The sequence below is a fragment of the Shewanella sp. Iso12 genome, assembly GCF_012030025.1.
Lineage (GTDB): Bacteria > Pseudomonadota > Gammaproteobacteria > Enterobacterales > Shewanellaceae > Shewanella > Shewanella algae.
This window is the reverse complement of the sequence record NZ_JAAUHW010000011.1, coordinates 150,706-177,509: the sequence shown is the minus strand read 5'-3', so window position 1 is coordinate 177,509 and position 26,804 is coordinate 150,706. Positions and strand designations below refer to the sequence as shown.

The 26,804-nt window shown below is 52.7% G+C and carries 27 protein-coding genes; 12 read left to right on the top strand and 15 right to left on the bottom strand.

Annotation, left to right across the window (positions count from 1 at the left end):
* Positions 1-235 precede the first annotated feature (235 nt).
* From HCX89_RS17425 to HCX89_RS17415, 3 genes are read right to left on the bottom strand one after another with little or no spacing between them, the layout of a single operon-like run.
* On the bottom strand, positions 236-1,279 hold the full coding sequence (locus tag HCX89_RS17425) for an ABC transporter ATP-binding protein (protein WP_174840164.1): 1,044 nt from the start codon (positions 1,277-1,279) through the stop codon (positions 236-238).
* Positions 1,276-2,907, bottom strand: coding sequence for an iron ABC transporter permease (locus HCX89_RS17420; protein ID WP_109248543.1), 1,632 nt, complete (start codon positions 2,905-2,907; stop codon positions 1,276-1,278). The genes HCX89_RS17425 and HCX89_RS17420 overlap by 4 nt, the downstream gene beginning before the upstream one ends.
* A 39-nt stretch (positions 2,908-2,946) precedes the next feature.
* Complete coding sequence (locus HCX89_RS17415) at positions 2,947-3,963, bottom strand: Fe(3+) ABC transporter substrate-binding protein (RefSeq protein ID WP_109248542.1); 1,017 nt, start codon at positions 3,961-3,963, stop codon at positions 2,947-2,949.
* Positions 3,964-4,178: 215 nt separating this feature from the next.
* On the opposite strand from HCX89_RS17415, the gene HCX89_RS17410 reads away from it, so the two are divergent.
* Positions 4,179-4,634 (top strand): hypothetical protein, encoded by a 456-nt coding sequence (locus tag HCX89_RS17410; protein ID WP_174840155.1) that lies wholly within the window; start codon positions 4,179-4,181, stop codon positions 4,632-4,634.
* On the opposite strand, the gene HCX89_RS17405 is transcribed toward HCX89_RS17410, so the two are convergent.
* The 3 genes from HCX89_RS17405 to HCX89_RS17395 all read right to left on the bottom strand — a co-directional run bounded on the left by HCX89_RS17405 (position 4,596) and on the right by HCX89_RS17395 (position 6,643).
* Positions 4,596-5,186 (bottom strand): glutathione S-transferase N-terminal domain-containing protein, encoded by a 591-nt coding sequence (locus HCX89_RS17405; RefSeq protein ID WP_144132786.1) that lies wholly within the window; start codon positions 5,184-5,186, stop codon positions 4,596-4,598. The two genes, HCX89_RS17410 and HCX89_RS17405, sit on opposite strands and share 39 nt — an antisense overlap.
* A 13-nt stretch (positions 5,187-5,199) precedes the next feature.
* The gene (locus HCX89_RS17400; protein ID WP_044733870.1) at positions 5,200-5,949 is read right to left on the bottom strand and encodes a ferredoxin--NADP reductase; all 750 of its coding nucleotides are present in this window, start codon (positions 5,947-5,949) and stop codon (positions 5,200-5,202) included.
* 115 nt (positions 5,950-6,064) lie between these two features.
* On the bottom strand, positions 6,065-6,643 hold the full coding sequence (locus HCX89_RS17395) for a DUF5610 domain-containing protein (protein ID WP_044733869.1): 579 nt from the start codon (positions 6,641-6,643) through the stop codon (positions 6,065-6,067).
* Between the two features lie 137 nt (positions 6,644-6,780).
* Here HCX89_RS17395 and HCX89_RS17390 point away from each other — a divergent pair, with 137 nt between their 5' ends.
* The 3 genes from HCX89_RS17390 (at position 6,781) to HCX89_RS17380 (ending at position 9,117) form a co-directional block, all read left to right on the top strand.
* Positions 6,781-7,287, top strand: coding sequence for a phosphoglycerate mutase family protein (locus HCX89_RS17390; RefSeq protein ID WP_037466670.1), 507 nt, complete (start codon positions 6,781-6,783; stop codon positions 7,285-7,287).
* A 9-nt stretch (positions 7,288-7,296) separates the two neighbouring features.
* Positions 7,297-8,787, top strand: coding sequence for an FMN-binding glutamate synthase family protein (locus tag HCX89_RS17385; RefSeq protein WP_025011511.1), 1,491 nt, complete (start codon positions 7,297-7,299; stop codon positions 8,785-8,787).
* 111 nt (positions 8,788-8,898) lie between these two features.
* Positions 8,899-9,117: a hypothetical protein gene (locus tag HCX89_RS17380; protein WP_025011512.1), complete on the top strand. Its 219-nt coding sequence runs from the start codon at positions 8,899-8,901 to the stop codon at positions 9,115-9,117.
* 13 nt (positions 9,118-9,130) lie between these two features.
* Here the strand turns inward: HCX89_RS17380 and HCX89_RS17375 are convergent, their stop codons facing one another.
* On the bottom strand, positions 9,131-9,400 hold the full coding sequence (locus HCX89_RS17375) for a hypothetical protein (RefSeq protein ID WP_025011513.1): 270 nt from the start codon (positions 9,398-9,400) through the stop codon (positions 9,131-9,133).
* Between the two features lie 60 nt (positions 9,401-9,460).
* Entirely contained in the window at positions 9,461-11,266 is a 1,806-nt protein-coding gene (locus HCX89_RS17370) for an ABC transporter ATP-binding protein/permease (protein WP_107353212.1), read from the bottom strand.
* A 319-nt stretch (positions 11,267-11,585) separates the two neighbouring features.
* Here HCX89_RS17370 and HCX89_RS17365 point away from each other — a divergent pair, with 319 nt between their 5' ends.
* Positions 11,586-11,759 carry a hypothetical protein gene (locus HCX89_RS17365; protein WP_096142315.1) on the top strand — a complete coding sequence of 58 codons (174 nt, stop codon included), beginning with the start codon at positions 11,586-11,588 and terminating at the stop codon, positions 11,757-11,759.
* A 38-nt stretch (positions 11,760-11,797) separates the two neighbouring features.
* Here the strand turns inward: HCX89_RS17365 and aroG are convergent, their stop codons facing one another.
* A complete protein-coding gene (aroG, locus tag HCX89_RS17360; RefSeq protein ID WP_044733847.1) occupies positions 11,798-12,853 on the bottom strand; it encodes a 3-deoxy-7-phosphoheptulonate synthase AroG in 1,056 nt (351 codons plus the stop codon).
* 291 nt (positions 12,854-13,144) lie between these two features.
* Here aroG and HCX89_RS17355 point away from each other — a divergent pair, with 291 nt between their 5' ends.
* The 3 genes from HCX89_RS17355 (at position 13,145) to HCX89_RS17345 (ending at position 16,276) form a co-directional block, all read left to right on the top strand.
* The gene (locus tag HCX89_RS17355) at positions 13,145-13,888 is read left to right on the top strand and encodes a transporter substrate-binding domain-containing protein (RefSeq protein WP_144132784.1); all 744 of its coding nucleotides are present in this window, start codon (positions 13,145-13,147) and stop codon (positions 13,886-13,888) included.
* Between the two features lie 230 nt (positions 13,889-14,118).
* The gene (locus HCX89_RS17350; protein WP_025011517.1) at positions 14,119-14,976 is read left to right on the top strand and encodes a hypothetical protein; all 858 of its coding nucleotides are present in this window, start codon (positions 14,119-14,121) and stop codon (positions 14,974-14,976) included.
* A gap of 10 nt (positions 14,977-14,986) precedes the next feature.
* A complete protein-coding gene (locus tag HCX89_RS17345) occupies positions 14,987-16,276 on the top strand; it encodes a DUF4785 domain-containing protein (RefSeq protein WP_167716818.1) in 1,290 nt (429 codons plus the stop codon).
* 159 nt (positions 16,277-16,435) lie between these two features.
* Here the strand turns inward: HCX89_RS17345 and HCX89_RS17340 are convergent, their stop codons facing one another.
* From HCX89_RS17340 to glnK, 4 genes are all read right to left on the bottom strand, one after another.
* Complete coding sequence (locus tag HCX89_RS17340) at positions 16,436-17,590, bottom strand: hypothetical protein (RefSeq protein WP_101058278.1); 1,155 nt, start codon at positions 17,588-17,590, stop codon at positions 16,436-16,438.
* A 142-nt stretch (positions 17,591-17,732) separates the two neighbouring features.
* A complete protein-coding gene (locus HCX89_RS17335) occupies positions 17,733-18,104 on the bottom strand; it encodes a hypothetical protein (RefSeq protein WP_231473557.1) in 372 nt (123 codons plus the stop codon).
* Positions 18,105-18,350: 246 nt separating this feature from the next.
* Positions 18,351-19,601, bottom strand: a complete 1,251-nt coding sequence (locus HCX89_RS17330) for an ammonium transporter (protein ID WP_044733846.1) — start codon at positions 19,599-19,601, stop codon at positions 18,351-18,353.
* 10 nt (positions 19,602-19,611) lie between these two features.
* Complete coding sequence (gene glnK, locus HCX89_RS17325; RefSeq protein WP_025011521.1) at positions 19,612-19,950, bottom strand: P-II family nitrogen regulator; 339 nt, start codon at positions 19,948-19,950, stop codon at positions 19,612-19,614.
* 301 nt (positions 19,951-20,251) lie between these two features.
* On the opposite strand from glnK, the gene HCX89_RS17320 reads away from it, so the two are divergent.
* Positions 20,252-20,794, top strand: coding sequence for a hydrolase (locus tag HCX89_RS17320; RefSeq protein WP_167716816.1), 543 nt, complete (start codon positions 20,252-20,254; stop codon positions 20,792-20,794).
* Positions 20,795-20,886: 92 nt separating this feature from the next.
* Here the strand turns inward: HCX89_RS17320 and nrfA are convergent, their stop codons facing one another.
* Positions 20,887-22,290, bottom strand: a complete 1,404-nt coding sequence (gene nrfA / locus HCX89_RS17315; RefSeq protein WP_062793833.1) for an ammonia-forming nitrite reductase cytochrome c552 subunit — start codon at positions 22,288-22,290, stop codon at positions 20,887-20,889.
* Between the two features lie 315 nt (positions 22,291-22,605).
* Between nrfA and narQ the strand changes: the two genes are divergently transcribed.
* Both narQ and HCX89_RS17305 read left to right on the top strand, forming a co-directional pair.
* Positions 22,606-24,315 (top strand): nitrate/nitrite two-component system sensor histidine kinase NarQ, encoded by a 1,710-nt coding sequence (gene narQ / locus HCX89_RS17310; protein WP_028780137.1) that lies wholly within the window; start codon positions 22,606-22,608, stop codon positions 24,313-24,315.
* Complete coding sequence (locus HCX89_RS17305; RefSeq protein WP_025011524.1) at positions 24,308-24,937, top strand: response regulator; 630 nt, start codon at positions 24,308-24,310, stop codon at positions 24,935-24,937. Before narQ ends, HCX89_RS17305 begins: the two co-directional genes overlap by 8 nt.
* A gap of 55 nt (positions 24,938-24,992) precedes the next feature.
* Here HCX89_RS17305 and HCX89_RS17300 read toward each other — a convergent pair whose 3' ends face one another.
* A complete protein-coding gene (locus HCX89_RS17300) occupies positions 24,993-25,367 on the bottom strand; it encodes a YacL family protein (RefSeq protein WP_025011525.1) in 375 nt (124 codons plus the stop codon).
* 402 nt (positions 25,368-25,769) lie between these two features.
* Here HCX89_RS17300 and HCX89_RS17295 point away from each other — a divergent pair, with 402 nt between their 5' ends.
* Entirely contained in the window at positions 25,770-26,738 is a 969-nt protein-coding gene (locus tag HCX89_RS17295; RefSeq protein WP_025011526.1) for a zinc transporter ZntB, read from the top strand.
* The last annotated feature ends 66 nt before the right edge of the window (positions 26,739-26,804 follow it).

The window sequence follows — 26,804 nt, the reverse complement described above, 5'->3', positions numbered from 1 at the left end:
ACGCCGAGTAACAGCTGACGACATGAGTTGTTGCTGATATTCCGTATCCCTTGTGCGTCCTGCATTTTATTATTGCTGTAGTTATGCATCTCGCCTCCGCTCTCATCCCGGAGCGGCGCATGGGCGAGTCCGGGGTTCAGTGAATACCTATGATGAGTTCGATCAAACCGATTGCTTGGTATAACACAGAGACAAACAAATTATCACCCACAGCAAACTTATGAAACAATTGTTGTTAACAGCCATTACCGAACAACACCAACGGATGTTCCAGTGCCGACAGCCTGACTCTCTGCCCTGGAGAAAACTGTACCTGATGACTACGAACCTCGAGTATGACGCCCTCTTGCTGCACATCATAATGGCAAACATTGCCCAGAAAACGCCGCTCGGTAACCACGGCCAGGCCCTGTTCGTCGGGTCGTAACTCCAACTGCTGTGGCCGCAGCAACAACTCGCCCTGCCAGTTCAGTGGCAAACCATGGGGCAAAGAGCTTTTAAGTCGACCGATTTGAGTATCGACACAGTGTTCGCAGCTGACCAGGGCCTTAAGATAATTACCGCTGCCGAGAAAGTCCGCCACATAGCGATTGACCGGGTTGGCATAGAGAGTTTCAGCACTGCCTTGCTGCACTATTTTTCCATCTTCAAACAGCGCCAGGGTATCGGCAAAAACAAAGGCTTCATCCTTACTGTGGGTCACAAATACGGCGCTGACGTTACGGCTCTTGAGGATCGCACGAATCTCCAGCATCAGCTCGCCGCGGACCTGGGCATCTATGTTGGAGAAGGGTTCATCCAACAACAGCAGTTCAGGCTCATAGGCAAGCGCCCTGGCAATCGACACCCTTTGCTGTTGACCGCCGGACAACTCGTGGGGATAACGTTCAGCAAGCCCCGGGAGCTTGACCAAATCCAGCATCTCCTCGAGCCGGCTCAGACGCTGCGCCTTGTTCAATCCCTTGACACCAAAGAGGATATTCTGCGCGACCGTCAAGTGGGGAAACAGGGCATAGTCCTGAAAGATCATCCCCACGCCACGCTCCTCTCCCGGAACCTGTAGCTTATCCGTGGTTACTGCACGGCCGCTGATATGAATTTCACCGGCGGAGACCGGCTGCAGTCCGGCAATGGCTCTGAGCAGAGTCGTTTTACCACAACCACTGGGTCCGAGCAGGGCGGCAATTTCACCGGCTTGCAAGGTAATGCTCAGCCCTTTGAGCACCTGCAGGGCGCCATAATGGCTGTGGAGTTGCTTGACACTCAGGGTCGACATCAGTTGTTTTGCTCCAGCGAACGGTTGAGGTAAATCAAGGGCACCAGCCCCACCAACACAATGACAATAGCCGCCAGCGCCCCCTGCTCCAACTGCTCATCGGAGACGTATTGGAACACTTGGGTAGCCAGGTTGTGAAACCCGACAGGGCTTAGCAGTAAGGCAGCCGGCAACTCTTTCATCGCCTCGATAAATACCAGCAGCAGAGCGGCAAAAATACCGCTGCGCAGCAGTGGCAGATGGATTAATGCCAGTACTTTACCCGGTGTCTTGCCCAGGCTGATGGCCGCCATGTCGAGAGAAGGCGACAACCGTTTGTAACTGCTCTCTATGCTGCCGATGGCGATGGCGGCAAAGCGAATACAAAACGCCAGCACCAGGGCGGCGATACTGCCGGTGAACAAGAGCCCCGGGCCTTGGCGCTCGAACAGGGCATAGAGATCATCGATTCTGAAATCAAGCCAGGTCAGCGGAATAAGCACGGCAATCGCCAGCACTGTGCCCGGCAGTGCATAGCCGGTACTGACCAGACGGGATGGCAACATGTCCCACTTTCTCGGGCTCAGGCGGCGAATGAACATCAAGAGGATAGCCAAAAGCAAACACAATACACTGCTGATGGCGGCGACCGTTAGGCTGTTGAGACTGTACTGCCAAAAGTCACTGTTCCAGCTCTGCTGCCAGTAATCCAAGGCGTAACTGCCGAGAATGACAAATGGCAAAACAAAGGCCAACAGCAGCAACAGCGAGCAGTAGCCGAGCGCCAGCCACTCACGCCAACCTTTAAGCCGGTATGGCTCTGGTGCCTCAAGCAACAGCTGTTTTTGAAATAATTGCTGTTTACGCCTCGCCATACGCTCCAGCGCAAACAGAGTAAAGACCCCAAGCAACATCAATAGCGAAATTTTAGCCGCGGCCGCCAAGTCACCATAGGCTCGCCAGGTGTCGTAGACAGCCGTGGTCAGGGTGGATACCGCAAAATAATTGACCGTCGCCAAGTCAGCCATGGTTTCCATGGCTACCAGGGCGACACCGGCCGCCAGCGCCGGGCGCGCCATTGGCAGAGACAAACGCCAGAAACTCTGCCATGGCGAGCAGCCCATCACCTTGGCTGCATGCTGCAAACTTAAGGATTGCTCCAGAAACGCAGTGCGCCCCAAGAGGTAAACGTAGGGGAAGAGTACCAGCGACAACATCACAGTGGCGCCGCCCAGAGTTCGAATATCGGGAAACCAGTAGTCGGTTACCGATTGCCAACCAAAACTTGCGCGTAAAAACCGTTGCACAGGCCCGGCATAATCCAGTAGATCGGTATACACATAAGCGACGATATAGGCCGGCATGGCCAGCGGCAACAACAGAGCCCACTGGAACAGGCGCCGACCCCGAAACTCACAGCGTGCCACCAGCCAGGCAGCCGGCACCGCCAAAAGCAGACTGCCGACACTCACCCCCAACATCAGCCAGAAGGTATTGGCTATGTATGACGGCAACACAGTGGCAAACATCTGCCCAAAGCGGGTTTCGCCCGGTTCTAATGCCTGCATGACCAGCGCCAGCAAAGGCGCCACCATAAGGCCGCAGACGGTAAACCCCGCCCACGACCAGCCTCTGGAGAAGGTCAGGATCACCGCTATTCCCCCATAACCTTTGCAGAAACGCCTTCAAGCTCAGAGATCAAACTTAACCTCATCGAGCAGTCTCAGCGCCGCCTGATGGTGCTCTGCCAATTTGTAGACAGGCAAGTCATCGGCTTTGAAGTCCCCCCAGGATGCCACCAGTTTTGAGACAGGCACATCGACCTTGACCGGATATTCCATATTGACCTCGGCATAACTCTGTTGGGCGGCATCCGAAGACAGATACTCCATCAACTTGAGGGCATCGGCCGAGTTAGGTGCATGCTTGGCCAGCGCCATACCCGAGACATTGATATGGGCACCGCGATTTTCCTGGTTCGGGAAGTTGATCACTGCCGCTTCGGCCCATGGCCGCTGTTTGGGGTCTTGCAGCATCTTGCCATAGTAATAGCTGTTACCGATGGCGATATCACACAAGCCTTCTTTCACCGCCTGCACCTGCGCCCTGTCGTTACCCTGAGGCTTACGGGCCAAGTTACTCTTCAGTCCCTGAAGCCAACTCTTGGCATCGGCTTCACCGTGGTGGGCTATCATGGAGGCCACCAGCGCTATATTGTAGGGATGCTTGCCACTACGCATACAAACCTTGCCCTTGTAGCGGGCATCGGCCAGGTCTTCATAGTTGATCGCCAGCGGCCCGAGGCGCTCCTTGCTGGAATAGAGATTACGCACTCTCATGGTTAGGGCGTACCAGTTTCCTTCTGGATCCCGGTATTGGGCCGGAATATTCTGCTTGAGCGTGTCGCTTTCCACCTGTTTGACCAACTGCTTGTCCACCAATTCCTGCAACCGGGAAAAGTCAGACGTCAGCACCAGATCCGCCGGTGATAAGCGTCCTTCACGGGCCAATCTATCGGCGATGCCATCTTTGGCAAACACAAAATTAACCTTCACCCCGGTAGCCTGACTGAAGTCATCCAGAATGGGCTTGACCAAAAACTCCTGACGATAGGAATAAACCGTCACCTCACCGGCGGCGGCCACCGGCAGCGTCACGCTGGATGCGGCCAACGCACTGCAAAGTATCAGACCTGTTTTGTAGCTCATATTCTTCGGCACTCCATATTGGGATGAGTAATTTAATGAGAACTATTTCTAATCCACTTTATTTTCAGCCTAGTGCAAAAATTCTGGCAAGGGGAATACAAATGAAATAGACAGAATGGCAGCGGCTGGGAGCAAAGCGATTGGAATCGGCCGAATTGTCGCAAACTAAACTAAACTGAACCTTAAAACCCATGCATGGCGAGGGGGAAAACGCCTTGGATATGTTGGAAATCTTGCTGGCTGTGGTGTCTTTGCTACTGATATTGTTTCTGTTCCGCCACAGATTAAGGCCAGGAAAGCGACGGCTGGCCAAACCTGTTACGCCGCAGGAAAAGCAGTATCACTGTGTCTCCATAATGTTGACACCAACTGCCTGCCAGGCGATAAGAGTGCTTGAAGGCAAGCGTTTTTTGTCGAAGGAGGCGCCCAAGCTTCCCTTGCCTGAGTGTGATTGCAGCCAATGCGACTGCAAGTATCAACATCATGAAGATAGAAGGGTTCCCTTCAGCGACCGACGGCTGGATTATGGCATGAGCCATGATCTCTACGGTGCCTTCGGTGAAACCAACCGCAGGGACAACCCCAAGGGCAGGCGTTACTCGGACTTGGCCAAACCGCAAATTACCGAGAAATCATCCAGGACGAGTATCTCGGAAACTCTGCCTGAGTGACGCCGATTCCTGCCAGTGTGCCAGGGCAGGCACTACTTTACGCCAATCGAGATCCGGATGACGAAAATCAAGGTATTCGAGTAGCACCAATAGCAGCACCTGCCTGGCATCGAGTGGACCGCTCGCGATGATTCCCTGACGCTCCACCTCCATCAAGGCTCTGAGCAGGGCCTGCTCGAAACGGCCGCTCCAGAAAGGAGAACGAACCCCCTCCTCTTCACGCATCTGTTCCTGCCTTAAGCCAACGGCGCTATCCAGCGCGCCTTTGAGCAGTGAGAACTGACACTCATAGGCCCAGTTTCTGGATGGCCCAAAGAAACGATCCTGGCCGAATCTGTCGTCCAGAAAGCGGACAATGACTTCGCTGTCGAACATTGCGGCGCCATCGTCCAAAAGCAGACAGGGAATTTTCCCCAAGGGGTTAACTGACAGTAACTCGTCACTGTTATCGAAGGGATTGACCGGCTTTTCATCCAGCGCCAAACCCAGCTCGCGGGCAATGACCCTGACCACGCGGGCATAAGGCGAAGCTGTAGAGTAATAGAGCTGCATCCAGACTCTCCTGTTACCAGTATTTTTCGACTGTTATCTGTCCGGGGGCCCGGCGCAGGTTTTTGGCCAAGCCTTTATCGATAAGTGCCGCCGTAGCCCCCTGGATCATTCCGGGATTACCACAAAGCATCAATTGCGAGTCCTTTGCACTTATGCTCAGCCCGGCCTTGGCCTCTATCTCACCGCTTTGCAACCCATCCGGGATGCGACAACGCAGCGCACCGTCAAAGTCTTCACGAGTGACACTGGGCACAAACACAAATTGCTCGTGATAGGTCTGTTGATAGCCGCGGATCTTATCGAGATAGGCGAGATCCTGCACTTCTCTTACCCCGTAAACCAGAACCACTTTATCAAACCGTTGCCAAGGCTCCTGAGTATCCAGCATGGAAAGAAACGGCCCCACAGCAGTACCTGTTGCCAAAAACCACAGGTGGCGCCCCTGTAATTCCCCTTTAGGGATCTCATCCAGGGTCATAAAGCCGGTGGCTTTGTCTGTCACACTAATACTGTCACCCGGCTGCAAAGATTGCAGGTCTGGCGACAACTGGCCTTGATCTACCGCCACCGCCAGTATTTCAAGATAGTCAGTCCCGGGGGCATTCACCAGAGAATAGGCCCGGGCGATACGTTTATCATCCCGCACCTGACTGAGTTTGATAAACTGGCCGGCAATAAACGGCGCTATCTCGGCGGCTATCCTCAGGCTGAATAACTTGCTGTTCCAATCGATACGCTCAATGACCCGGCCTTCAGTCCACATAGCTTCTCCTTAAGGTAACACAAGACGATTATTGCAGCATAACTCCATATTCAGCCAACAAAAACCCCTCATAGTGAGGGGTGTTATCTGCAGGTAAGGTTTCGCGTGAGCTCAATTATTCCTGCTCTGTGCTAAAGCTGTCTCTGAATGCCTGCAACCCTTGCTGTACCAGGGAGTAAGTTTCATCTACCCCGGCCTTGATATCGCCTTCCAGCACCTTGAGCCCGGAGAGAATATCCGTCGCCTCTTTAAAGCCCTGATCTATGGCGCCGCCTATAACGTCCATAAAACCGGACAGCTGACTGTCAAAGTCCATGCTGGAATTTTGCTGCTGGTAGACACTGAAGAACTGAGTGGCAAAACTGACAATTCTGTCGGCCGTGGCCTCGGGAGAAGTATCTATCTGCTGATCCTGCACCTGCTGCAGGGCATTTTCCCCCATGTAAGGTGCCAGTTCTTCATTGATGGCCTCAATCGCGGCGCGATATAAGAGACTCATGGGTTCGTTGCCGCTATTGAGGCTTACCTCCTCCTGCGCCGCCAGAATAGCGTTATTCATCAACTGCTGGCTGACATGGCGGGCGCTCTTGCTGCTGGCGACTTCAGATACCGCCTTGCCATGATTCCCGTCCAGTTGTTGGGTCTTGTCCTTGGCCACCTCAGATACCTGAGCGCCATGATTGCGGATTTCCATCTTGGTTTCCTCGTATGAAAAGCGTATCTCAGGTTAATTATCGACCAGTTCAGTAATTAGTTTAGCGATTGTTTACCCAGACCGATAGTCTGAGCTATGATCCCGCATGCTATTTAAGTATTTGATAGGAAATAAAAATGGTAAGAATTTTCCTACTGCTTTGTCTTTCTGTGTTTTTTAGCTTGCCATCCCTTGCCGCTGACACCAATCAAACCATATTTCTGGTTAGGCACGCGGAAAAAGCCCAGGGAACCGATCCCGGGCTGACAGCCGCCGGTAAAGCGCGAGCCGAGGCTCTAGCCGAGGCATTACGGGACACCCAACTGCAAAGGCTAATGTCGAGTGAGTTTCGCCGTACTCAGGAAACCCTGGCGCCGATTGCAACAGCCAAACAACTCAGGATAGAAGTGTTTCCAGCCAAAGCCGGCTTGGAGGCTCACATCAATGCCATAGCTGATGCGGTTAAAGCCAGCCAAGGCAATGTGCTGATCGCCGGCCACAGCAATACAGTTCCGGCCATCATTAAGGCTCTGGGTGGCCCCCTGGTTAGCCTGAATGAGCAGCAATACGACCAACTGTTTATTCTCACCTTGGGAGAACAGGGGCCCACAGGCCTGGTAACCACCCACTTTGGCAGTCAATAAGGATAGAAGATGCGCGAGCAAAACTGGTTTATGTGGGGGCTGGAACTGTTTTCCGGCCTGTTTCTGATAGTCGTCGGCTTAGGGCTTTTGGTGATCACTTACATGTATATCGCCGATGTGATGCAAACCAAGCAGGCGGTGCGGCATAACTACCCTGTTGTAGGCCGATTCAGATATTTCTTCGAGAAAATGGGCGAATTCTTCCGCCAGTACTTTTTTGCCCTCGATCGGGAAGAACTTCCCTTTAATCGCGCCGAGCGTAGTTGGGTATATCGGGCGGCGAAAAATGTTGATCGCACCATAGCCTTCGGCTCCACCAGGCCACTGGAAGCCAACGGCAGTATCATGTTTATGAATACGGCCTTCCCAACGCTGGATCAAGACGTTGTGCCACCAACGCCTGTGGTTATTGGCCCGGACTGTGAACATCCCTTTGCCACCAGCGCCATTTGCCATATTTCCGCCATGAGCTTTGGCGCCCTCTCCCGCCCGGCTGTTACCGCCCTTTCCCATGGTGCGGCTCAGGCAGGATGCTGGCTCAACACAGGGGAAGGCGGCCTCAGCGCCCACCATCTCAAGGGAAATTGCGATCTGGTGTTTCAGATAGGTACCGCCAAATACGGTGTTCGCAATGCCGAAGGCCACCTGGATGATGACAAGCTCAGGGAAGTGGCCGCTCACTCTCAGGTGAAGATGTTCGAAATCAAACTCAGTCAGGGAGCCAAGCCAGGCAAAGGCGGAATTCTTCCCGGGGTGAAAGTAACCGAAGAGATAGCCACCATTCGCGGCATCCCTGTCGGACAGGACTCCATCAGTCCCAATGGTCATATTGAATTTCACCATGTCGGCGACATTCTCGACATGATAGCCAGAGTCAGGCAAGTGACAGGCAAACCCACAGGGATCAAGGCAGTCTTGGGTGATATCCACTGGTTGGAAGATTTTCTGGAAGAGATTAACCAACGCGGCCATGAATCGGCTCCCGACTTCTTCACCCTCGACAGCGCCGATGGCGGCACAGGCGCGGCGCCGCAAACTCTGATGGATTACGTTGGCCTGCCGCTGAAAGAGAGTCTGCCATTGCTGGTGGATCATCTTCGCCGCCATGGATTGAAGCAGAGGATTAAAGTGATTGCCTCGGGCAAGCTGATCACCCCTTCCAGAGTCGCCTGGGCACTGGCTCTTGGCGCAGACTTCATCGCCTCTGCCAGAGGTAACATGTTTGCGCTGGGATGTATTCAGGCATTGCAGTGCAACAAGGATACCTGCCCTACCGGGATAACCACCCACAACAAGAAGCTGCAACAGGGTTTGGATCCCAGAGACAAATCCACCCGAGTCGCCAACTACAACAAGGCATTACACCATGACCTGGGGATGCTGGCCCATTCCTGTGGAGTCAGTGACCCAAGACAGCTCAAGCCACATCATGTCAGAGTCGTCACTCAAAATGGTCTGTCTGTGTCCTTGGATAAATATTACGCTCACTTCGATCAATAAAGATAATTTAGCTGTCACTAAAGTATAATAGTGGGTAGATTGTGCGTTATGTCACAAAAGTGGTAAGATCTTACTCCTAGTCAAGACTTGCCACTTCCAGAGGATTTTGAAGTGAAAATGACATTTGTCAGTCAGGTCCCCAAGCCGGAAACGAGCAAAACTGCATCGCTCAGCTGCAAGAATTGCAGCCGTTTGATTGAGATTGAGGGAGAGATGCTCTGTTATCGCGGCGGTAAAATAACTGAACTGACGCCGGTAAACGAAGCGAAAAATGGTTTCAACCTACTGTGCGACGGCTGGCAAGCCGACCGCAACCAAACCAAGAAATAGGATCAACTCAGGCTCAGCTGCGCAAAACCCCTTGCGACTGAGCCTGCTTTCTTGACTCACTGATAATCCCTTCCAACGCCGCATTAAAGGTTTCCGCAGATACCATAGACAGAGTCAGGCCGCGGGTGGAAACTCTCAGTCCAGCACGTAACTCAGTATGCAGTTGATTGAGGGCAACTTCGTCCATACCCCGCTTTTTCAGATTATCTGCCAAACTGTTCCAGTCTGTACGGACTTTGTCCTGCATTCCTTCGATATTGACCTGCAATACAATGTTTTCCATCTGTGCTGCCCCCAGGCTGACGCTACTTCGGAGCATCAAGTATGCGGCAGCCAGCCTGAATCAATGCTGAACTTGCACCGACTCATCTGCCTGTTTTGTGTGCTGGATCCGCCACAAACGAGCATAATATCCATCGGCGGCCAACAGGTGGTCGTGGGTGCCGGACTCAACCAACCGACCTTGATGCAACACTAAGATTTTATCGGCATCCACCACAGTCGACAGCCTGTGGGCAATCACCAGACTGGTATGGCCCTTGGCAACTTCATCGAGCGCCTTGAGAATAGCCCTCTCGGAGCGGCTGTCCAGTGACGAGGTGGCTTCATCGAAGATCAGTATCGGCGAGCGCTTCAATATCGCCCTGGCAATAGCCACTCGCTGCTTTTCACCGCCGGAGAGTTTCATGCCTCTCTCACCCACCTTGGTCTGAGCCTGCTGTGGTAATGTCTCAACAAACTGCTTCAGATGGGCCAACTCTATCGCCTGCCAAATCTCGGCGTCAGAAGCATCGGGGCGGCCATAGCGAATGTTTTCAAACAGAGTATCGTTAAACAGCACTGTATCCTGAGGCACTATGGCGATGGCCCGGCGCAGTGCATCTTGGGTCATGTCGCGAATATCTATACCATCGACCCGAATCGCCCCTTGGCTGACATCGTAAAAACGGAACAGCAAGCGTACCAACGTCGATTTACCGGCGCCGCTTTCACCCACTACAGCCACCTTCTGCCCGGGTTCTATCTCAAAACTCACGCCCTTGAGTATCTCCCTGTCACCATAGCCAAAGCCAACCGAGTCAAAACTGACTCTGCCCTCTGTCGGCACGATATCCTTGGCCACTGGGTTATCTTTTACCAGCGGAGTCTTATCCAGCAGCGAGAACATCCTTTCAATATTGGCCAAGGCTCCACGAATCTCACGATACACAAAACCCAGGAAGTTGAGCGGCATAAAGAGTTGCATCATAAAGGCATTGATCAACACAAAATCACCCACTGTCATCTGCCCCCGGGTCACTTCAAAAGCCGCGAGCCCCAGCATCAAGGTCATGGCAACAGCAATAATTGTGGCCTGACCGGCATTGAGAGCAAACAGCGACAGGCGATTCTTGCGTTTGGCCACCTCCCAATCCGCCAAAGCCTTGTCATACTCATTCGCCTCATAGGCTTCATTATTGAAGTACTTGACGGTTTCATAGTTAAGCAAACTGTCGATAGCACGGGTATTGGATACAGAGTCGGCCTTTGCCGCCTCACGTACATAGGCGGTGCGCCACTCGGTGGCTATCACAGAGAACATGCCATAGGCCAACACGGAGCAGAAGGTAATCAGCGCAAACCAGATGCCGTAATTCCACAGCAAAATGGCCACCACCATCAGGATTTCCAGCAGGGTAGGCACTATGTTGAACACCATAAAGCGCATCAGAAAACTGATGCCGCTGGTGCCACGCTCTATGTCCCTCGATAATCCGCCGGTGCGTCTGTCGAGATGAAACCCAAGATCCAGCCGGTGCAGATGTTCAAATACCTGCAACCCCAGGCGCCGTATCGCTCTCTCTGTTACCCTGCCAAAGAGGGTATCCCTGATCTCCCCTGTGAGTGCATTAACCAATCTCAAGCCGCCATAAGCCAAAACCAGCGCCAAGGGCACGGCCAACAGCTGCGCAGTTTGTTCGCCGCCAAGGCCATCTACCAAATGCTTCAACAGGAAAGGCAAGCCGACACTGGCGAGCTTTCCCACAACAAGACACAACAGCGCCAGGATAATCCGGCCCTTGTATTCCAGCAGATAGGGCCAGAGAAGTTTGAGCACTTGCCAGTTGAGCTTATCGACGGGACCTTCAAAGTAGAGAGTTGGACGCATACATCTTGCCAGGGGAAAAGAGTGACTCGAGTGTAACAGTGACCAGGACTCAAGTCTGCGATCTGTTTGGCTGCCCACTCGGAAATAATCACAGCAACTAGCACTTTAGAATTACAAAAATAACATTAGACCTAGACTAAATAACTAGTAACGGAATTTTTATCGCCAAAATCACCTCAAAGAAGCGAAAGATGGTTATGCATGAAAAAAGAATTTGGTACTCTTTCCAGCTATTGAGTACGGGCAGCAACAAGTGTTCAAAAAATGTCAAACAAACCGGCCCGCACCGATTTTTACCGTATATTTTGAAGGAAATCTTATGTTGGATTCAAAAGTTCAATACCCGCCCCTGCCGCTGATCCAAACCTGGGTATGGATGATGATCGAATCAGGCAACCCCGAGATCCAGGAAAAAGGCCGTAACAACCTGATAGCTTCCTTTGGCAGTCTGGCCAAAGCCAACGAATATTTGGCACAGCAAGCCCAAAAATAAAGGCGCCGATGGCGCCTTTATTTTTGTAGTAGAAACATTCAACCCTGACGGCGTTTAAGCACGCTGTCGTTGAGCATTGACAGCAGTCTCTCTGTATCATCCCAACCTATGCAGGCATCGGTAATGCTCTGGCCATAACAAAGTGGCTGTCCGGGTTTGAGATCCTGACGTCCTTCCACCAGATGACTCTCCACCATCACCCCAAAAATTGCCTGCTGTTTGGCGGCAATCTGGCCGCAAACATCTTCAGCGACCAACATCTGACGCCGGAAGTCCTTACTGGAGTTGGCATGGCTGAAATCAATCATCACCTTGGGTTTCAGACCGGCACTCTCAAGCTGAGAACATATCTGGGCCACATGGGCCGAGCTGTAGTTGGGCTCGCGTCCACCGCGCAGAATGATATGGCAGTCATCATTCCCCTTGGTTGACACAATCGCCGAATGGCCAAACTTGGTCACAGACAGGAAATGGTGTGGCGCACTGGCGGCCCCAATGGCATCTATCGCCACCTTGATGGTGCCATCTGTACCGTTTTTGAATCCCACAGGGCAAGAGAGGCCCGATGCCAACTCCCGATGAACCTGGGACTCTGTGGTACGGGCTCCGATGGCGCCCCAACACATGAGGTCGGCCATATACTGCGGGGTAATCATATCGAGAAACTCACCCGCGGTTGGCACCTGGTTGTCATTCAATTCGAGCAGCAATTTGCGGGCAGTTCTCAGGCCGTCGTTGAGCTTGAAGCTGTTATCCATGTATGGATCGTTAATCAGCCCCTTCCAGCCCACTGTCGTTCTGGGTTTTTCAAAATAAACCCGCATCACCACTTCCAGTTGATCCTGATAGGCCGTTCTGAGCTTGGCCAGACGCGCACCATACTCCAACGCCGCTTCAGGGTCGTGAATAGAGCATGGCCCTATCACCACCAGCAGGCGATCATCCTGTCCCTGAAGAATTCTGTGAATATTTTCCCTGGCCTTAAAGACAGTTGAGGAAGCGCGCTCGGTTGCCGGAAATCGTTCCAGAATGGCTATCGGTGGCAGTAACTCTTTAACTTCATTAATCCGTACATCATCATTCTGGTAATACATAAATGTCACACTACTCCGGCTATTGATAAGAATCTCTTGTTTTGGATAACAGTTTCAATCTATCCGTTATATTCAACCAATGCAATTGACTTATATGGGTTTACAGGCAAATCTGCCCTTTTATTGTTTTTTGTATGGCAATCTTATGATTTAATAAAAAATTCTTTAAGTGTGATATTGCAAACGAAAGAGATGTTCAGCAACCAATGGGCAGTAAAACAGGCAAACAGCCTATAGGCCCCAGGAACCGAATTATAATTACACCTGATACCCAGTAACCCAAGGCCAACTGTGATCCGACTCTGTCTGCTATCTGTACTCATGCTGATGCCTCTTGCCCAAGCCAAGTCGCAGGCCAATCGGTCGGTGACCTTTTCCACCAGTTTCTCCATCGCGCCTTTCTTTACTGAAGACCGCCACAACGGCATCCAATACCAGTTACTGAAACAAGCCTTGCAACACAGGCAACTCACCTTGGGAGATATCGCTTTTACGCCCCCCAAACGCGCCTTGCGGCTGCTGTTGGCCGGCCAGGTCGATTGTCTTATCAATGCTCCGCCCGGACTCAAAGGGATGCACTACACCCCGAGCCTGCTCAGTTACCAAAACAGCATCTTTCTGCTCGCCGATAACCAGAGAATCATTGAGCAAGTCGCCGATCTCGCCCATATACGCCTGGCGGCCTTTCAAAATGCCAGCCATTACCTGGGAGCGGAATTTGCCAAGATGGCCCGCCTGAATCCGGATTACAGTGAAATTGCCAATCAGAGTAATCAGGTGGCTATGTTGCTGGGGAATAGAGTTGAGGCAATAGTGTTGGAAAGGCGAATTTTTGCCTATAACTATCAAAAACTTGCTGAGAAAAAGGACTCACTTCCTCCTGTAAGGGAAGTATCGCTGTTCGAAGAGGCCCCACGCTTTCTGGCTTGCCGGGATCCTGAGATAGCCGCCGAAATAACCGCCGGTATCGAGTGGCTTTATGAGCAGGGAGTTGCCGAGCGTATTCTGGCCGAACCACCACAGTTTGATGACTGACAATATTCAAACCCGAGTAGTTTTCCATCAGGCTTTATTTATCTGAAAAAGCAGCAGATAAATAAAGTCAAAGCTGAAATTAAAACACAATCCCACATTAAACCCTCTTCAGACAATCAAATATTCCGCATAAAGTCTTGCCGCCTTAACATATCGAAGTTAGCTTAATTAGTGGATGAGCATACTTATCCGTTCAACAAAATAATGACAATCAACAAGAGAAATGCGACATGAAAATATCCACCACCCTAATGATGTTGGGTCTTTGTAGTGTCTGCTCCCTGAGTCATGGCGCCACCGGCGTCGCCTTTGTCCATGGAACAGGAAAACAAACCGATGCCCTGAACGATTACTGGACCCGCGAGTTTGTCGATTCAGTTCGTCAAGGTATCAGCACCCCGAGTAACTATCAGGTCATCAACTGTGACTTCGAACAATATATGTGGGATGAGGCCGCTGCCGGCTGTCTGGTCGATCAGCTGCAGAGCTTTATCAACGCCCGCAATCTGGATCAACTGATCCTCATCACCCACTCCAATGGCGGCAACATAGTGCGCTGGGTCTTGTCCAATCCCACCTGGGATGGGCGTTATCCAGCTGTGATCAACAGCATCAGCCGAGTGATAGCGCTGGCTCCTTCCAGTGCCGGTACCCCACTGGCCGATGCCGTCACTCAAGGCAATGTGTTTGAAACCAGTCTCGGCTGGCTGCTCGGTTACGACAGCGATGCCGTCAAACAGCAGCAAGTGGGTTGGATGGCGCAATACAACAGTCAATGGCTGTACGGCACAGCCGGGCGCCCTTCTCTGGGTAAGCCTTTTGAAGCTGTTGTCGGCTCGGACGTGGAGTCGGCAGTTTGGGACAGCGACAGCTATTGCGGCGGCTATCAGTACCAGGTCGGGTTGGAGACTACCCAAAACTGGCTGGATAACTGCTCCGACGGTTTTCTTGAGTGCAGCTCCCAGAGTGCCGCCGGCAGTGTCTGGTTTACCGATAAGCAGAAAACCCGTGACAGAGAACCTTTGAGTCACCATCAAAGCCGCCGGGCCTGTTTTAATCTCGACACCCTTCTGCGCAATCATATCTGAGGACGTAAGTATGAAGATGCATATCAGCAAGACACCGCTGCTGGCAGCGATACTCCTGAGCCTCACGGGTTGCCAGGATGATGCCAAGGTAGAACAGAACCAGCAGCCCAAAAGCCTGACCTTGGCCATGGTGCCGCCCCAGACAAGCGATATCAAGGCTTCAGAAGAGCTAGATACAGGGCAATTGCCGCCCTTGAATACTTCCAGGGAAGATGTCAGCTTTGTCAGGGCGCTGTCAGGGGAGTATCAAGCCCAGCTGCCGGACAAAACCGCCAGTGCCAGCAGTGATGAATACTGGTTGATGGTTACAGGCGCCGAGCTTAACCAGGGCATAGAGCTGCCATTAACCCAAGGCAGCAGCGTTATCCGTCTGGCTCCTCGCTGGGATAAAAGCAGCGGCGCCCCGACTGCCCCCAAGAGCATTGCTCCGGACGCAGTTCAACTCAGCTCGGCCGCAGGCAAAACTGAGAACAAGCGTCTTATCCGCCGCGCCGTAGACTCTGAGTCTCTGGCCAGCGCCGGGATGGATGATGACTCCAGTGCCCTGTTGCTGAGCTCAGATATCAAGCCCGGTCTCTATCGCCTGCAGGTCGCCGCAGCGCTGACCGCCACTGACAACTATCTCGTCAATGTCAAAGAGAAAGGGTCTGCCTATCGTCTCAAGTTAAGCACCCCATCATCACTCGAGGCCAACACCCATCTCGAGTTGGAGCTGGCGCTTGAGAACGATAAGGCCATGGGTTCACCTCGTTTGGCCAGTGCCCGGCTGCAGCAAGCAAGCGGCGAGCAAACCCCACTGCAACTCAGCAAAAGTGGCGACAGCTGGCGACTGCAAAATGAGCAGCTGCCCATGCCCTCAAGCAATGCGGGGTTCAGTGAACTGGTGGTCGATATTGAGACCCAGGTGGATAACACCTTGGTACGACGTACCGTCAAGACCGCCTTCAAGCAGTTCTATCCATCGGCGCGGCTGGCACCCGAAATCAAAGTTGGTTGGCAAAATGGTCTGCCAAGCGCCCTCAACTTTACGCTGGAGCTGGCCCAAAGTGGTCGTTTTGGGGTGTCGGCAATACTGACAGGGATGGACTCCCAGGGGCGGGAAATCGCCATACTGCAGAGTGAAAGCGCAGCCTGGCTGACACAAGAGCAAAACAGTCTGCAGTTGCCTCTAAACCTTGAGCTAATCCAAAATTCGGGCTTAAAGCCGCCCTATGGTGTCAGGGCAGTTGAGCTCAAGGATATGGGGCAGATGGCGCGCTTGAGTTACCGCGACAAGGCGCTGAGTTTAGATGCCCTTTAAAGCCAGCTTTCAGGCAGAGAGAAACTTATAGCCAGAAAGCAACTTATAGCCCAAAAGCAGCAAAGCCCGATGCAGATGTCAGCATCGGGCTTTTTACTCTGCAGCTTGGCTTAACCAATTGCGCCTTTATAACCCCACTCTTTCAGCCAAGCTTTTGAATCAATGCCCTTCCATCGCATGCAACTTGGCCTGATAGCGTTTTTTCTGCTCGCCGTCACCGGCCAGCGCCAACGCCTTTTGCAGATTGCTCTTCGCCCGGTCGGAGTCCCCTTTTGCCCAATAGGTTCTGGACAAACCAAAGTAAAACTCGTGGCGATAATCCGCCTTCTCAATCGCTCTTCGATACCAACTCAGCGCCTCGTCATATTGGCGATCCATGTAGGCTTGCTGCGCCATATCATAGTAGTAATAAGGATTACGGATCCGGGCAAGCTCCAGTACCTTGTGCACTTCGGCCCATTCATCCAGTCTATCCTGGCTACTCAGCATGACCGCCAGGTTATAGAGGGTAGTCATGTTTTCCGGCTCAAGCGTCAACGCATAGCGGTAGACCCGCTCGGCCATCTGTTCCATGCCCCTGGCGCGATAGAGCACCGCCAGGCTGTTGAGCGCCGGAATAAACAGACTCTGCTGTTGCAGGCTCTTTTTCAGCAAGCCGTATGCGAGATCCCAATTCTCATTGATCAATGCCTCGGCCGCCGTATTGTTGTAATACATGGCGACCACAGTACCTTGGCTGATCTTATTGACCTTATAGCTGCGCACAGCACGCTCGGGCAGGAAATCCACCAGAATGGAACGCTCGGTGACATGGAAGACATGATTATTCTTGGGCGGGTATAACTTGAGATTGATATGACCATTGACCAGATAAAAGGCGCCTTGGCGATCCCAGACCGGGGGCACTTCCACATCACGAAATTCAACCTCTATCCCCAGTTGTTGCGCCATGGCCGCCGTCAGGATCACCAGTGACATGCAGTTTCCGGCCCTGTCGTGAAAGGTTTCGGCGGCGGTGCGGGTGTAGTTGTCCTGATAGCGAAAGCCGCCCTTGTCGGCATGGATATAGTCAGCCAACCACTCGTGGGCCAACACCTGATTGGAGATGAGTGCCCCACGGCTATAGGCACCTCTGAGTAACTGCACCGCCTCGGGAGGCAAGGCGAATAACTCGGCGGGCTCGGGGATATTCCCAACCTCTTTGAATTGGTTATCCTGAAACAGGCTGCCCAGGGCCATCTTGCTTGGCACCGGGGTACTGTTGCAACCGCAAAATAGCAGCAGCAAAACCGCACCCAATAGGCGAATCACCATGGTAGCGGGTAGAGCGCCAAAGAGAGCACGAGTGAGAGTGCCTGAGAACATAAGGCCTCCTGAGTTAAGGCTTCTTTACTGAAAGCTTAAGTCAGACTGGCCACTCCTGCCGCGCCAAAGGGTGACAAAATGTGAATATCCCCTAGTTCAAGCCTTCATTTCCGGGAGCGATAACTTCGGAATCCGGCTTGGGGATCCCTATATAGAGCTGCTGTTGCCGGTAAAGATAGGGGCGATAAAAATGGCCATCGCAGGAAAAGTAGCGATAGGGGCGCATGTAAGGAACACATATAGCAGGCAGGCTGCGGAGGATCTCCAGTTGCTGCTGCGAGCGCAGTAGTTCCTGCCACTCATGCTGACGCAGTAATTCATCCCTGACGGCAAAGGCATCGAAGGGCTCACTGGCATCACGAACCACCACTTGTCCTGCCTCGGCATTGCCAAGCCACAGCAAGGTACTGCACAAAGTGCAGAGAAAAGTACCGGTCAGCTTCATTACACTGAGAGTCTTCATCGCCATCCCCTTAGGCTCCAGGCTGTTTCTGCTTTCAGTCTGCCCCCAAGAGCGTCTGTCATCAAGCGCCATAGCCCCAAAATGCGCTTTTCCTGGCCGACTCCCGCCAAGCCAGGTAACAACAAGGCCGGTAACCCCAAAGCCAGCTCTAACCAAAAGCCATCTCACAAGAGATGGCTTAAAGATTAAGGAAGCTTGCTTGATCTCTCAAGAACACTCATGGCTTATCATGGCGTTCTTGGCTTATCAATTGGCGTTCTTGACAGTCACAAACTCAGGATAGGCATCGATACCGCAATCCGACGCGTCCATACCGTTGTATTCTTCCTCTTCGGTCACCCGGATCCCCATGGTCACTTTCAAGGCGCCCCACACCAGCAATGACGCCAGGAACACCCAGGCAGAGATCACCGCAGCGCCAAACAGTTGCCCTGTCACACTGGCATCGGCATTGGACAGAGGCACCATCATCAAACCGAAGAAACCGGCGACCCCGTGCACCGAGATAGCCCCGACAGGATCATCTACCTTGATGCGGTCAAAGCCCACGATGGAGAACACCACCAAACCGCCGGCTACCAGGCCTATCACACCCGCCATAGGCAGAGAGGGCGACAATGGATCGGCCGTGATAGCCACCAAACCAGCCAAAGTACCATTGAGTATCATGGTCAAGTCGGCCTTGCCCCACACCATCTTACAGACGATCAGTGCAGATACCGCGCCGAAGGCCGCCGCCGAATTGGTGTTGACGAAGACTTTGGCCACGGCGCTGGCATTCTCGGCATCAGAGACCAGTAACTGAGAACCACCGTTGAAACCGAACCAACCCATCCAGAGGATAAAAGTCCCCAGGGTTGCCAGCGGCAGGTTGGATCCCGGGATAGGGTTAACCTGGCCATTGGCGCCATATTTACCTTTACGGGCCCCCAGCAGCAAGACGCCGGCCAAGGCCGCGGCCGCACCGGCCATATGCACTATGCCGCTACCGGCAAAGTCGACAAAGCCGGCTTCGGAAAGGAAACCACCGCCCCAGGTCCAGTAACCTTCCACCGGATAGATGACTGCCGTCATTACCAGGCTGAATGCCAGGAAAGCCCACAGGCGCATGCGCTCGGCCACGGCGCCGGAAACAATCGACATGGCTGTAGCCACAAATACCACCTGGAAGAAGAAATCAGACTCCAGCGCATGGTCGGCGTCAGCAGCTTGAGATCCTATCAAGGTGCTGATGCTCGGCAGCCAGCCGCCCTCGCCATTGTCCACATACATGATGTTGTAACCCACTATCAGGTAGGTGATACAGGCGATTGAATAGAGACAGATGTTTTTGGTGAGTATCTCTGTGGTGTTTTTGGAACGCACCAACCCAGCCTCCAGCATGGCGAAACCCGCCGCCATCCACATCACCAGCGCGCCGGAGATCAGAAAGTAAAAGGTGTCCAGCGCAAAACGCAACTCTGTGACCGTAGTACCCAATTTGCTCAGTTCTTCCATCTTCTCCCCCTTACAGCGCTTCTGTATCTGTTTCGCCCGTACGAATACGGATAACCTGTTCCAGATCTGTCACAAAGATCTTGCCGTCACCTATTTTGCCGGTATGGGCGGCGTTGGTGATGACCTCCAGCAGGTGCTCAAGATTCTCCGCCTTGGTGGCGATCTCGAGCTTAACCTTGGGCAGAAAGTCCACCTGATACTCGGCTCCCCGATAGAGCTCTGTATGCCCCTTTTGTCGGCCAAAACCTTTGACTTCGGTGACCGTCATCCCCTCAATGCCTATGCCCGCAATCGCTTCGCGGACATCATCAAGCTTGAACGGCTTAATGATTGCGCTGACTAATTTCATCCAGACCTCCAGAATCGCCTTGCTGTATTGGTGTTATGCCAAAAGCAATTCAAGCATCAGGCCAAAATGTTAATTTTTTGTTTTATAAAGAGTTAGCTTTTACGGGCCAGGTTGAGAGCTGCAGATATGCACCAATTAAGTGCAAGTAAGGCTTGGGCGCACAAAAAAAGCGCAATCATCTACGACCTAAGGCCTATTGGCTTAAGCCCTGTACTGACGTTAACTGAATGTCCTGTCGTTGACTGAAGTGAAAGAAGGACTCGTTTGCACCTGTCCTAAGACCAACCTGAAGGAGAACAAGATGCTAAAAGCGGAAGAATGTGTGCTGGTCATAGTGGATGTTCAGGGCAAACTGGCGCAGATAATGGACAAGAGTGAACAGCTGCATCAACAACTGGCCATGCTGATAGAAGGCACGGCCTTGTTTGATATCCCAGTGCTCTGGCTGGAACAGTTGCCGCAGAAGCTCGGCCCCACTACAGAGTCGCTGGCCGCCCTGCTATCCAAGACCAATTCGCCGATTGCCAAGCATCACTTCAGTGGCTGGCACTGCCCGGCGTTCCGTGAGGCACTGTTGAGCACGGGCCGCAAACAGGTACTGCTGGCCGGGATAGAGACCCATGTCTGTGTCTATCAAACCTGTGGTGATCTTATTGAGCAGGGTTTCGATGTGCACTTGATAGCCGATGCCGTCAGCTCCCGCAGTGAAAGCAACAAACGCTTGGGAATAGAGATGATGAAGCAGCAGGGAGCCAGGCTCAACAACAGCGAATCTTTACTGTTTGAACTGCAACATCAGGCAGAAGGTGAACGCTTTAAGGCTCTGCTTAAGCTGATCAAATAAGCCTGTAATCACTCACTGGCTACCACTGCTGGCTTGTAAGATAAAAAATCCCCGCGGTGCGGGGATTTTTCATTTCGTTATGTTAACGACTGTTACTTGTAGGTTGCTTCACGCTTCTTGGCTTCAGCATCCCACTTAGGCAGAACATTTTTCTTGAAGTCTTCCTTGTCGGAAACCATCTTCTTCATGTCCATACCCAGAGCAGCCTGAGCCTTGGCCTTGGTGGAGATATCAGGCAGAGCGACAGGCTCAACGATACCTTTCTTAGCCAGCAGCTGCGCCAGTTTCACCCGGGCGTTGGCAGCCTTGTCAACCGCAGTACCCAGTACCCGCAGCGCTTCATCAGGAGCGTGAGCCGCGACACCGTGAGAGGCGATAGCATAATCCCAGCGCCATTGAGCATGACGGATATCAGTCAGGATTGGCTTCATCTCGGCTTCGGTCGCACCGGCTTTCCAAGCGGCAGCAGCTTCGAAGTGCGCCTTGACGATTTGATCTTCGGCCTTCAGCTTCAGCTCTTTAACTTTGGCTTTACGCTCGGCAGTCAGGTTCTCCATAAACTCTTTGCTCTGAGTGTGGCACTGAGCACAGGTTTCTTCGAAGCGGTCGAAAGGATTACCCACTTTGTGATCGGTGAACTTACGCCCCTTGTCGTTGGTTACTTTCGGCATGTGACAGTCAACACAGGTCACGTTGTTCTTACCGTGAACCCCCAGCTGCCAGGTTTCATAACCTGGGTGCTGTGCCTTCAGCATAGGAGTCTTGGACAGAGCGTGAGTCCAGTCGGCAAACTCGATGGCATCGTAGTAAGCTTCCATGGATTCCACTGTAGTGCCTTGATCCCATGGGAACTTAACAAAGCCCTTACGGCCTTCCACTTTCTCAAAGTAGTATTCTACGTGACACTGGCCACAAACCATGGATTGCTTGTCTTTGCGGGAAGCCTTATCAAATGGCGTACCCAGGGTCTCCATGGCGCGCTCGGCAAAAGGACGGCCCAGACGCAGCTTAGGCGAACCTTTCTCGTGACAGTCACCACAACCTATGGCGTTAACCACTTCAGGGCCACCTTTGGCCCACTTGCCGGTGAAGTAACCATCTTCACCCTGCTCTTCTATCAGGCGAGGAACATCCGGGCTCTTACAGCTCCAGCAAGCCATTGGCATTGGGCCATCTTCGGCACTCTTTGGCGCACCGGTACGCAGGGTGTTACGCACATCGGTCACGGCATAAATGTGGCCACGAGGAGCATTGTAGTCCTTGGCGAAACCATAACCGGCCCACAGGATCACCAGGTTGGGATCTTCTGCCAATACGTCAACAATTTCAGAACTCTTTGCAGTGTCATGCCAACTGGCATATTGATTTTTGAACTTGTCTTTGTAGACTTCGTTGCGAGGCTCGGTCTTGTCACTCGCAAACGCACCGGCAGCCATTACGCTTGCCGCGACCAATGCACTGAGTGCAAAGGATTTTTGGCTTAATTTTTTCACCATCTCATCTCCGTGTTACTTTATCGTTATTTGCAATAACCACGACATCTCCAAGGTCAAAAGTAGCCGCTTGAATACGCCAAAAATATACCTCTTAGGAGGTATCCGGGGCGAAGTTTGCGCCAGATCAAAATGTGAAGGCGATGTTGTTCACATTTTTGTACTCTTGTTAATGTATTCAAGCGCTGGCTAATGTAGAACTCTGAGACCCAAGTCCTTTTTTATTCTCGACAATCTTATCGGCGCGTTTCCTTTCCGATAATCGAGAGTAACGCTGCAGGGACTGAGGAAACCTTAGCAAAAGTGAGTGAATATTTCATGAAACGAGGCAGTTTGACCTCTACCATTTTAGGCTTAATGCTGACCCTTATCCTGCTCTCAAGCGGTCTGGCCACTTTTGCCATTATCAATCTGTCATACAGCCTGGGAGATGCCAGGGCGATCAACGCTTCCGGCTCACTGCGAATGCAGAGCTACCGGCTGATGTTTTATGCCAACTCCGGCAGTGAAGAAGCGCTGCAAAAAATTCGCGAATTTGAAAACACCCTCTACTCAGATGCCTTGGTACGCTCTATGGACTGGTCATCGCCGGCCAGGCTCGGGCAGCAATACCAACTGGTGATCAGCAAGTGGAAGGTCATGAAGTACTACATAGAGCAGGAAGACTCGCGCAACTATGCCTCCTCGCTGAAAGACTTTGTCGATACCATAGATTTGCTGGTATTGGAGATGGAGCACCACGCCGCCTTCAAACTAAGATTGCTGGCCGTCAGCCAGATAGTAGGCTTGGGGTTGATGCTGCTGATTGCCTTTATCGCCGTGCGCTTTACCAAACGCAAGGTGGTGGTACCGCTGCAACAGATGATGGAATCGGCCAACACTATTTCCAAGGGTAACTTTGCCGTCGAAATGCCGAAGACGGAATATATTGAGCTCAGCGCTCTTTCCGATGCCCTCGACAGTACGGCTCAGGAGCTGGCAACTCTCTACGGCAACCTGGAAACTCAGGTGAAGGAGAAGACTCTGGCGTTGACCCGTGCCAACCGTGAGCTCAAATTTCTTTATGACAATCTGGTGTTGCTGCATTCGGGCAAACTCAATTTCGAGGTGATGCGGCAGTCGCTGCTGCAACTCAAGGAGTATGAGCACCTGCAACATCTGCGGCTGATTATTCAGCAGGATGAAGATGCCATGGAGGTGATCGCCACCGACGAGGATATCTGGCCGCAATCCGGACAGACCATGCAGTTTCCGCTCAAGTTTGAACAACAGGAACTCGGCTTTCTGGAAGTGATAGGCGAGCACGATATCAATGTGCCCCTGTTTGAAAACTTCGCCATCATGCTGGCTCGCTCGATAGTGATTCACAACGCCTCCGAACAACGCCAACAGTTGGCCCTGCTGGAAGAGCGGGCGGTTATCGCCAGGGAGCTGCACGATTCTCTTGGGCAACTGCTGTCCTTCCTGAAAATCCAGATAAGTTTGTTGCGTAAAGGCCTCGACCAGAGCTGCAAAAGCCCGGCGGTGACCCAACAGCTCGAAGAACTCAATGAGGGGGTGACCACAGCCTACGCCCAGCTCAGAGAACTGCTGTCTACCTTCCGCCTGACCGTTAAAGAACCCAATCTCCGCAACGCCCTCGAGGCCATGCTGGAGCAACTGCGCAGCCAAACAGACACGGAGCTGGAACTCAGCTATCGCCTGCCGCCACAGTTACTGGCGGCGCACCAACATATTCACATTCTGCAGCTCACCCGAGAAGCCACCCTCAATGCCATTAAACATGCAAATGCGAGTCGTATTTGTATCAGCTGCGAAAAGAACTCTGATAACATGGTGGTTATCAGTGTCGAAGACAACGGCATAGGCCTGGCGCATATCAAGGAAAGGGATCAACATTTCGGCATAGGGATAATGCACGAGCGAGCCAGCCGCCTCTCGGGTATGGTTGAATTTTCCAGCAATGCGTCGGGAGGCACCAGTGTTGTCCTGACTTTCCCACCTCAGCAGGAGCCACATCATGGGTAAACCTTATTCAGTTCTGGTAGTCGATGACCATCCCTTACTGCGTCGCGGTATCTGTCAGTTACTGGCATCCGATCCTGACTTTAGTCTCTTCGGTGAAGCCGGTACCGGGCTCGACGCCTTGGCGGCTACCGCCGAAAACGAGCCGGACATTATCCTGCTGGATCTGAATATGAAAGGCATGACGGGTCTCGATACCCTGAACGCCCTGCGTCAGGAGGGAGTCACCTCCAGAATCGTTATCCTGACGGTTTCCGATGCCAAACAGGATGTTATCCGTTTGCTGCGAGCCGGCGCCGATGGTTACCTGCTCAAGGATACCGAACCCGATCTGCTGCTTGGGCAGCTGAAAGAAGCCATGTCCGGCCACCGAGTGATCAGCGCCGAAGTGGAAGACTATCTGTTTGAATTGAAAAATGCCGCCGACGAGGAAGCCTGGCTCGACAGCCTGACACCGAGAGAGTTGCAGATACTGCAGCATCTGGCTGAAGGCCAGAGCAACAGGGTGATCTCCGAGGAACTGCATATCAGCGAAGGCACGGTCAAGGTGCATGTCAAAAACCTGCTTCGCAAGGCCAATGCCAAGTCCCGCACCGAAATGGCGGTGCGTTATCTCAACCGTTAAGCCACGAAAAAGGGACGCTACCGCGTCCCTTCTCATTTCTGCCAATGCCGCTTGTTCAGCGGCTCTGGTGCAGAAAGTCACACCAACTCTCAAGCACATCCTGAAAATCTTCCAAGCCGCACCAGGCTTCTGACTCGGCATCATATAGAGAGAGGGACTCATCCAACTCCTGACTCTCACCGAATTCGAGCACATTGGCGTAAACCCGCACCTGCTCCTGATCCAGTTGCAGCGTCAGATCCCGGCCAATCAACTGCCATTCGCGAATGCGCCCTGACTGTAAATCCGCCAATGCCTGTTTGACCTGAGTGCAGATCTCGGCGTTATCCGCCAACTCTTCAGAGAACCATTGCCCCAGTACATGATGCTCCATACTGAAGCGGGCCATTGCGGTTCCCGTCAGTGAATTGCGCCGAAATTCGTATTCCATGGTGCCACTTCTTTTGCTGTAATCAAACCTATCCTAATTTTAACCCAGAGCCCAGGGGATTGCCCATAGTTATGCCTGGGCTTTACTTTCTATCGTAATATCATTCCCTATAGAAGTTTGACTTGCTCAGAACTGTGTCAACCATTGGGGTTCAAGCCAGATTGGCGATGGCATAGTGATGCTACGGTGAGACAAGTTGGTGTAGTCATCGGGTGGCTGACAAGCTCCCCAAGGGCGTGTTGAAAAAGCACGTATGCGGTGCAAGCCAATGTCGCTTTATCCCGATATCCTATTACTTTACTTGCCTGCCCTGCTTTTCATTGTCACTGAGTGAGTAAATTCCTATGCCCAGTGGTATAACTAGGTTAGCTTGAACTAAAGCAAACCTATGAGAGTGAATCTATGGCCGAAAAACAATTTTGTGCCTTGCTGCTCAGCGGGGAGATGGCAGGCAAGGAGTTGACGCAGCAACAGGTCAGCGACTGGCGCCCGGAGCAGGGCATACTCTGGCTGCATCTGGACTATAAGAAGAAATCCAACCGTCAGTGGTTGCAACAACACAGCGGCCTGGACGCGCTGGAAGTGGCAGCACTGTTGGCGCAGGACACTCGCCCCAGGGTGGTACAATCCGGCCAGGGTTTCCTGCTGGCGCTCAGAGGGGTCAATCACAACCCCGGGGCCGACCCTGAAGACATGGTGTCGATACGCCTCTACCTGGACAATCACAGAATTATCAGCACCAGCAGTCGCGAGCTGTTATCGGTCAAAGACATCATCCAGAGCGTCAGCCAAGGAGCAGGCCCCGGCAATACCGGGGAGTTTTTGCTGGCGCTGACGCAGCGTCTCACCCAGCGAAAGACGGAGTTTATCGACCGGCTGGAAGAAACTGTTGACGATCTGGAAGACAAGGTCATGGCCGGTAACGACAGGGATCTACGCAGCGATATCGCCGAGCTCAGGCGCCAGATAGTGGTGGTCCGGCGCTACCTGGCGCCGCAGCGGGAAGCCTTTACCCGCCTGCTGGCAGACTCGGCTAAGGTATTTGATGAACAGCAGCGGCTTAAATTCAACGAAATCAATGATCAACTCATTCGCTGCATCGAAGATTTGGATGCCATCAGAGATAGGGCCAGCGTCACCCAGGAAGAGTTACAAAACCGTCAGGCCGAGGCCGTCAATCGCCGCCTCTATTTCCTGTCGCTGATCAGCGCCGTCTTTCTGCCACTGGGTTTTCTTACCGGTCTGCTCGGGGTCAATATCGCCGGGATCCCGGGCGCCGATGTCGGCTGGGCCTTCGGAGCCTTTTGCCTGTTCCTGTTGCTATTGGTAGGGGGACAGTTGTGGCTGTTCTATCGCTATAAGTGGCTGTAACGGGAAAAGGAAAGGACGCCGGCGGCGTCCTTTTCAATATCGGGTATCCACTTTCCGTGAAACAAG

What these genes read in the sequence shown, in the direction of transcription:
- HCX89_RS17330 (WP_044733846.1), bottom strand. Translation starts at nt 19,601, where the DNA reads ATGGAAGAACTGAGCAAATTGGGTACTACGGTCACAGAGTTGCGTTTT.
- glnK (WP_025011521.1), bottom strand. Translation starts at nt 19,950, where the DNA reads ATGAAATTAGTCAGCGCAATCATTAAGCCGTTCAAGCTTGATGATGTC.
- HCX89_RS17400 (WP_044733870.1), bottom strand. Translation starts at nt 5,949, where the DNA reads ATGTGGACTGAAGGCCGGGTCATTGAGCGTATCGATTGGAACAGCAAG.
- HCX89_RS17345 (WP_167716818.1), top strand. Translation starts at nt 14,987, where the DNA reads ATGAAGATGCATATCAGCAAGACACCGCTGCTGGCAGCGATACTCCTG.
- HCX89_RS17300 (WP_025011525.1), bottom strand. Translation starts at nt 25,367, where the DNA reads ATGGAATACGAATTTCGGCGCAATTCACTGACGGGAACCGCAATGGCC.
- HCX89_RS17320 (WP_167716816.1), top strand. Translation starts at nt 20,252, where the DNA reads ATGCTAAAAGCGGAAGAATGTGTGCTGGTCATAGTGGATGTTCAGGGC.
- HCX89_RS17385 (WP_025011511.1), top strand. Translation starts at nt 7,297, where the DNA reads ATGCGCGAGCAAAACTGGTTTATGTGGGGGCTGGAACTGTTTTCCGGC.
- HCX89_RS17415 (WP_109248542.1), bottom strand. Translation starts at nt 3,963, where the DNA reads ATGAGCTACAAAACAGGTCTGATACTTTGCAGTGCGTTGGCCGCATCC.
- HCX89_RS17375 (WP_025011513.1), bottom strand. Translation starts at nt 9,400, where the DNA reads ATGGAAAACATTGTATTGCAGGTCAATATCGAAGGAATGCAGGACAAA.
- HCX89_RS17295 (WP_025011526.1), top strand. Translation starts at nt 25,770, where the DNA reads ATGGCCGAAAAACAATTTTGTGCCTTGCTGCTCAGCGGGGAGATGGCA.
- aroG (WP_044733847.1), bottom strand. Translation starts at nt 12,853, where the DNA reads ATGTATTACCAGAATGATGATGTACGGATTAATGAAGTTAAAGAGTTA.
- nrfA (WP_062793833.1), bottom strand. Translation starts at nt 22,290, where the DNA reads ATGGTGAAAAAATTAAGCCAAAAATCCTTTGCACTCAGTGCATTGGTC.
- HCX89_RS17390 (WP_037466670.1), top strand. Translation starts at nt 6,781, where the DNA reads ATGGTAAGAATTTTCCTACTGCTTTGTCTTTCTGTGTTTTTTAGCTTG.
- HCX89_RS17370 (WP_107353212.1), bottom strand. Translation starts at nt 11,266, where the DNA reads ATGCGTCCAACTCTCTACTTTGAAGGTCCCGTCGATAAGCTCAACTGG.
- HCX89_RS17340 (WP_101058278.1), bottom strand. Translation starts at nt 17,590, where the DNA reads ATGGTGATTCGCCTATTGGGTGCGGTTTTGCTGCTGCTATTTTGCGGT.
- HCX89_RS17395 (WP_044733869.1), bottom strand. Translation starts at nt 6,643, where the DNA reads ATGGAAATCCGCAATCATGGCGCTCAGGTATCTGAGGTGGCCAAGGAC.
- narQ (WP_028780137.1), top strand. Translation starts at nt 22,606, where the DNA reads ATGAAACGAGGCAGTTTGACCTCTACCATTTTAGGCTTAATGCTGACC.
- HCX89_RS17305 (WP_025011524.1), top strand. Translation starts at nt 24,308, where the DNA reads ATGGGTAAACCTTATTCAGTTCTGGTAGTCGATGACCATCCCTTACTG.
- HCX89_RS17365 (WP_096142315.1), top strand. Translation starts at nt 11,586, where the DNA reads ATGTTGGATTCAAAAGTTCAATACCCGCCCCTGCCGCTGATCCAAACC.
- HCX89_RS17335 (WP_231473557.1), bottom strand. Translation starts at nt 18,104, where the DNA reads ATGAAGACTCTCAGTGTAATGAAGCTGACCGGTACTTTTCTCTGCACT.
- HCX89_RS17405 (WP_144132786.1), bottom strand. Translation starts at nt 5,186, where the DNA reads ATGCAGCTCTATTACTCTACAGCTTCGCCTTATGCCCGCGTGGTCAGG.
- HCX89_RS17350 (WP_025011517.1), top strand. Translation starts at nt 14,119, where the DNA reads ATGAAAATATCCACCACCCTAATGATGTTGGGTCTTTGTAGTGTCTGC.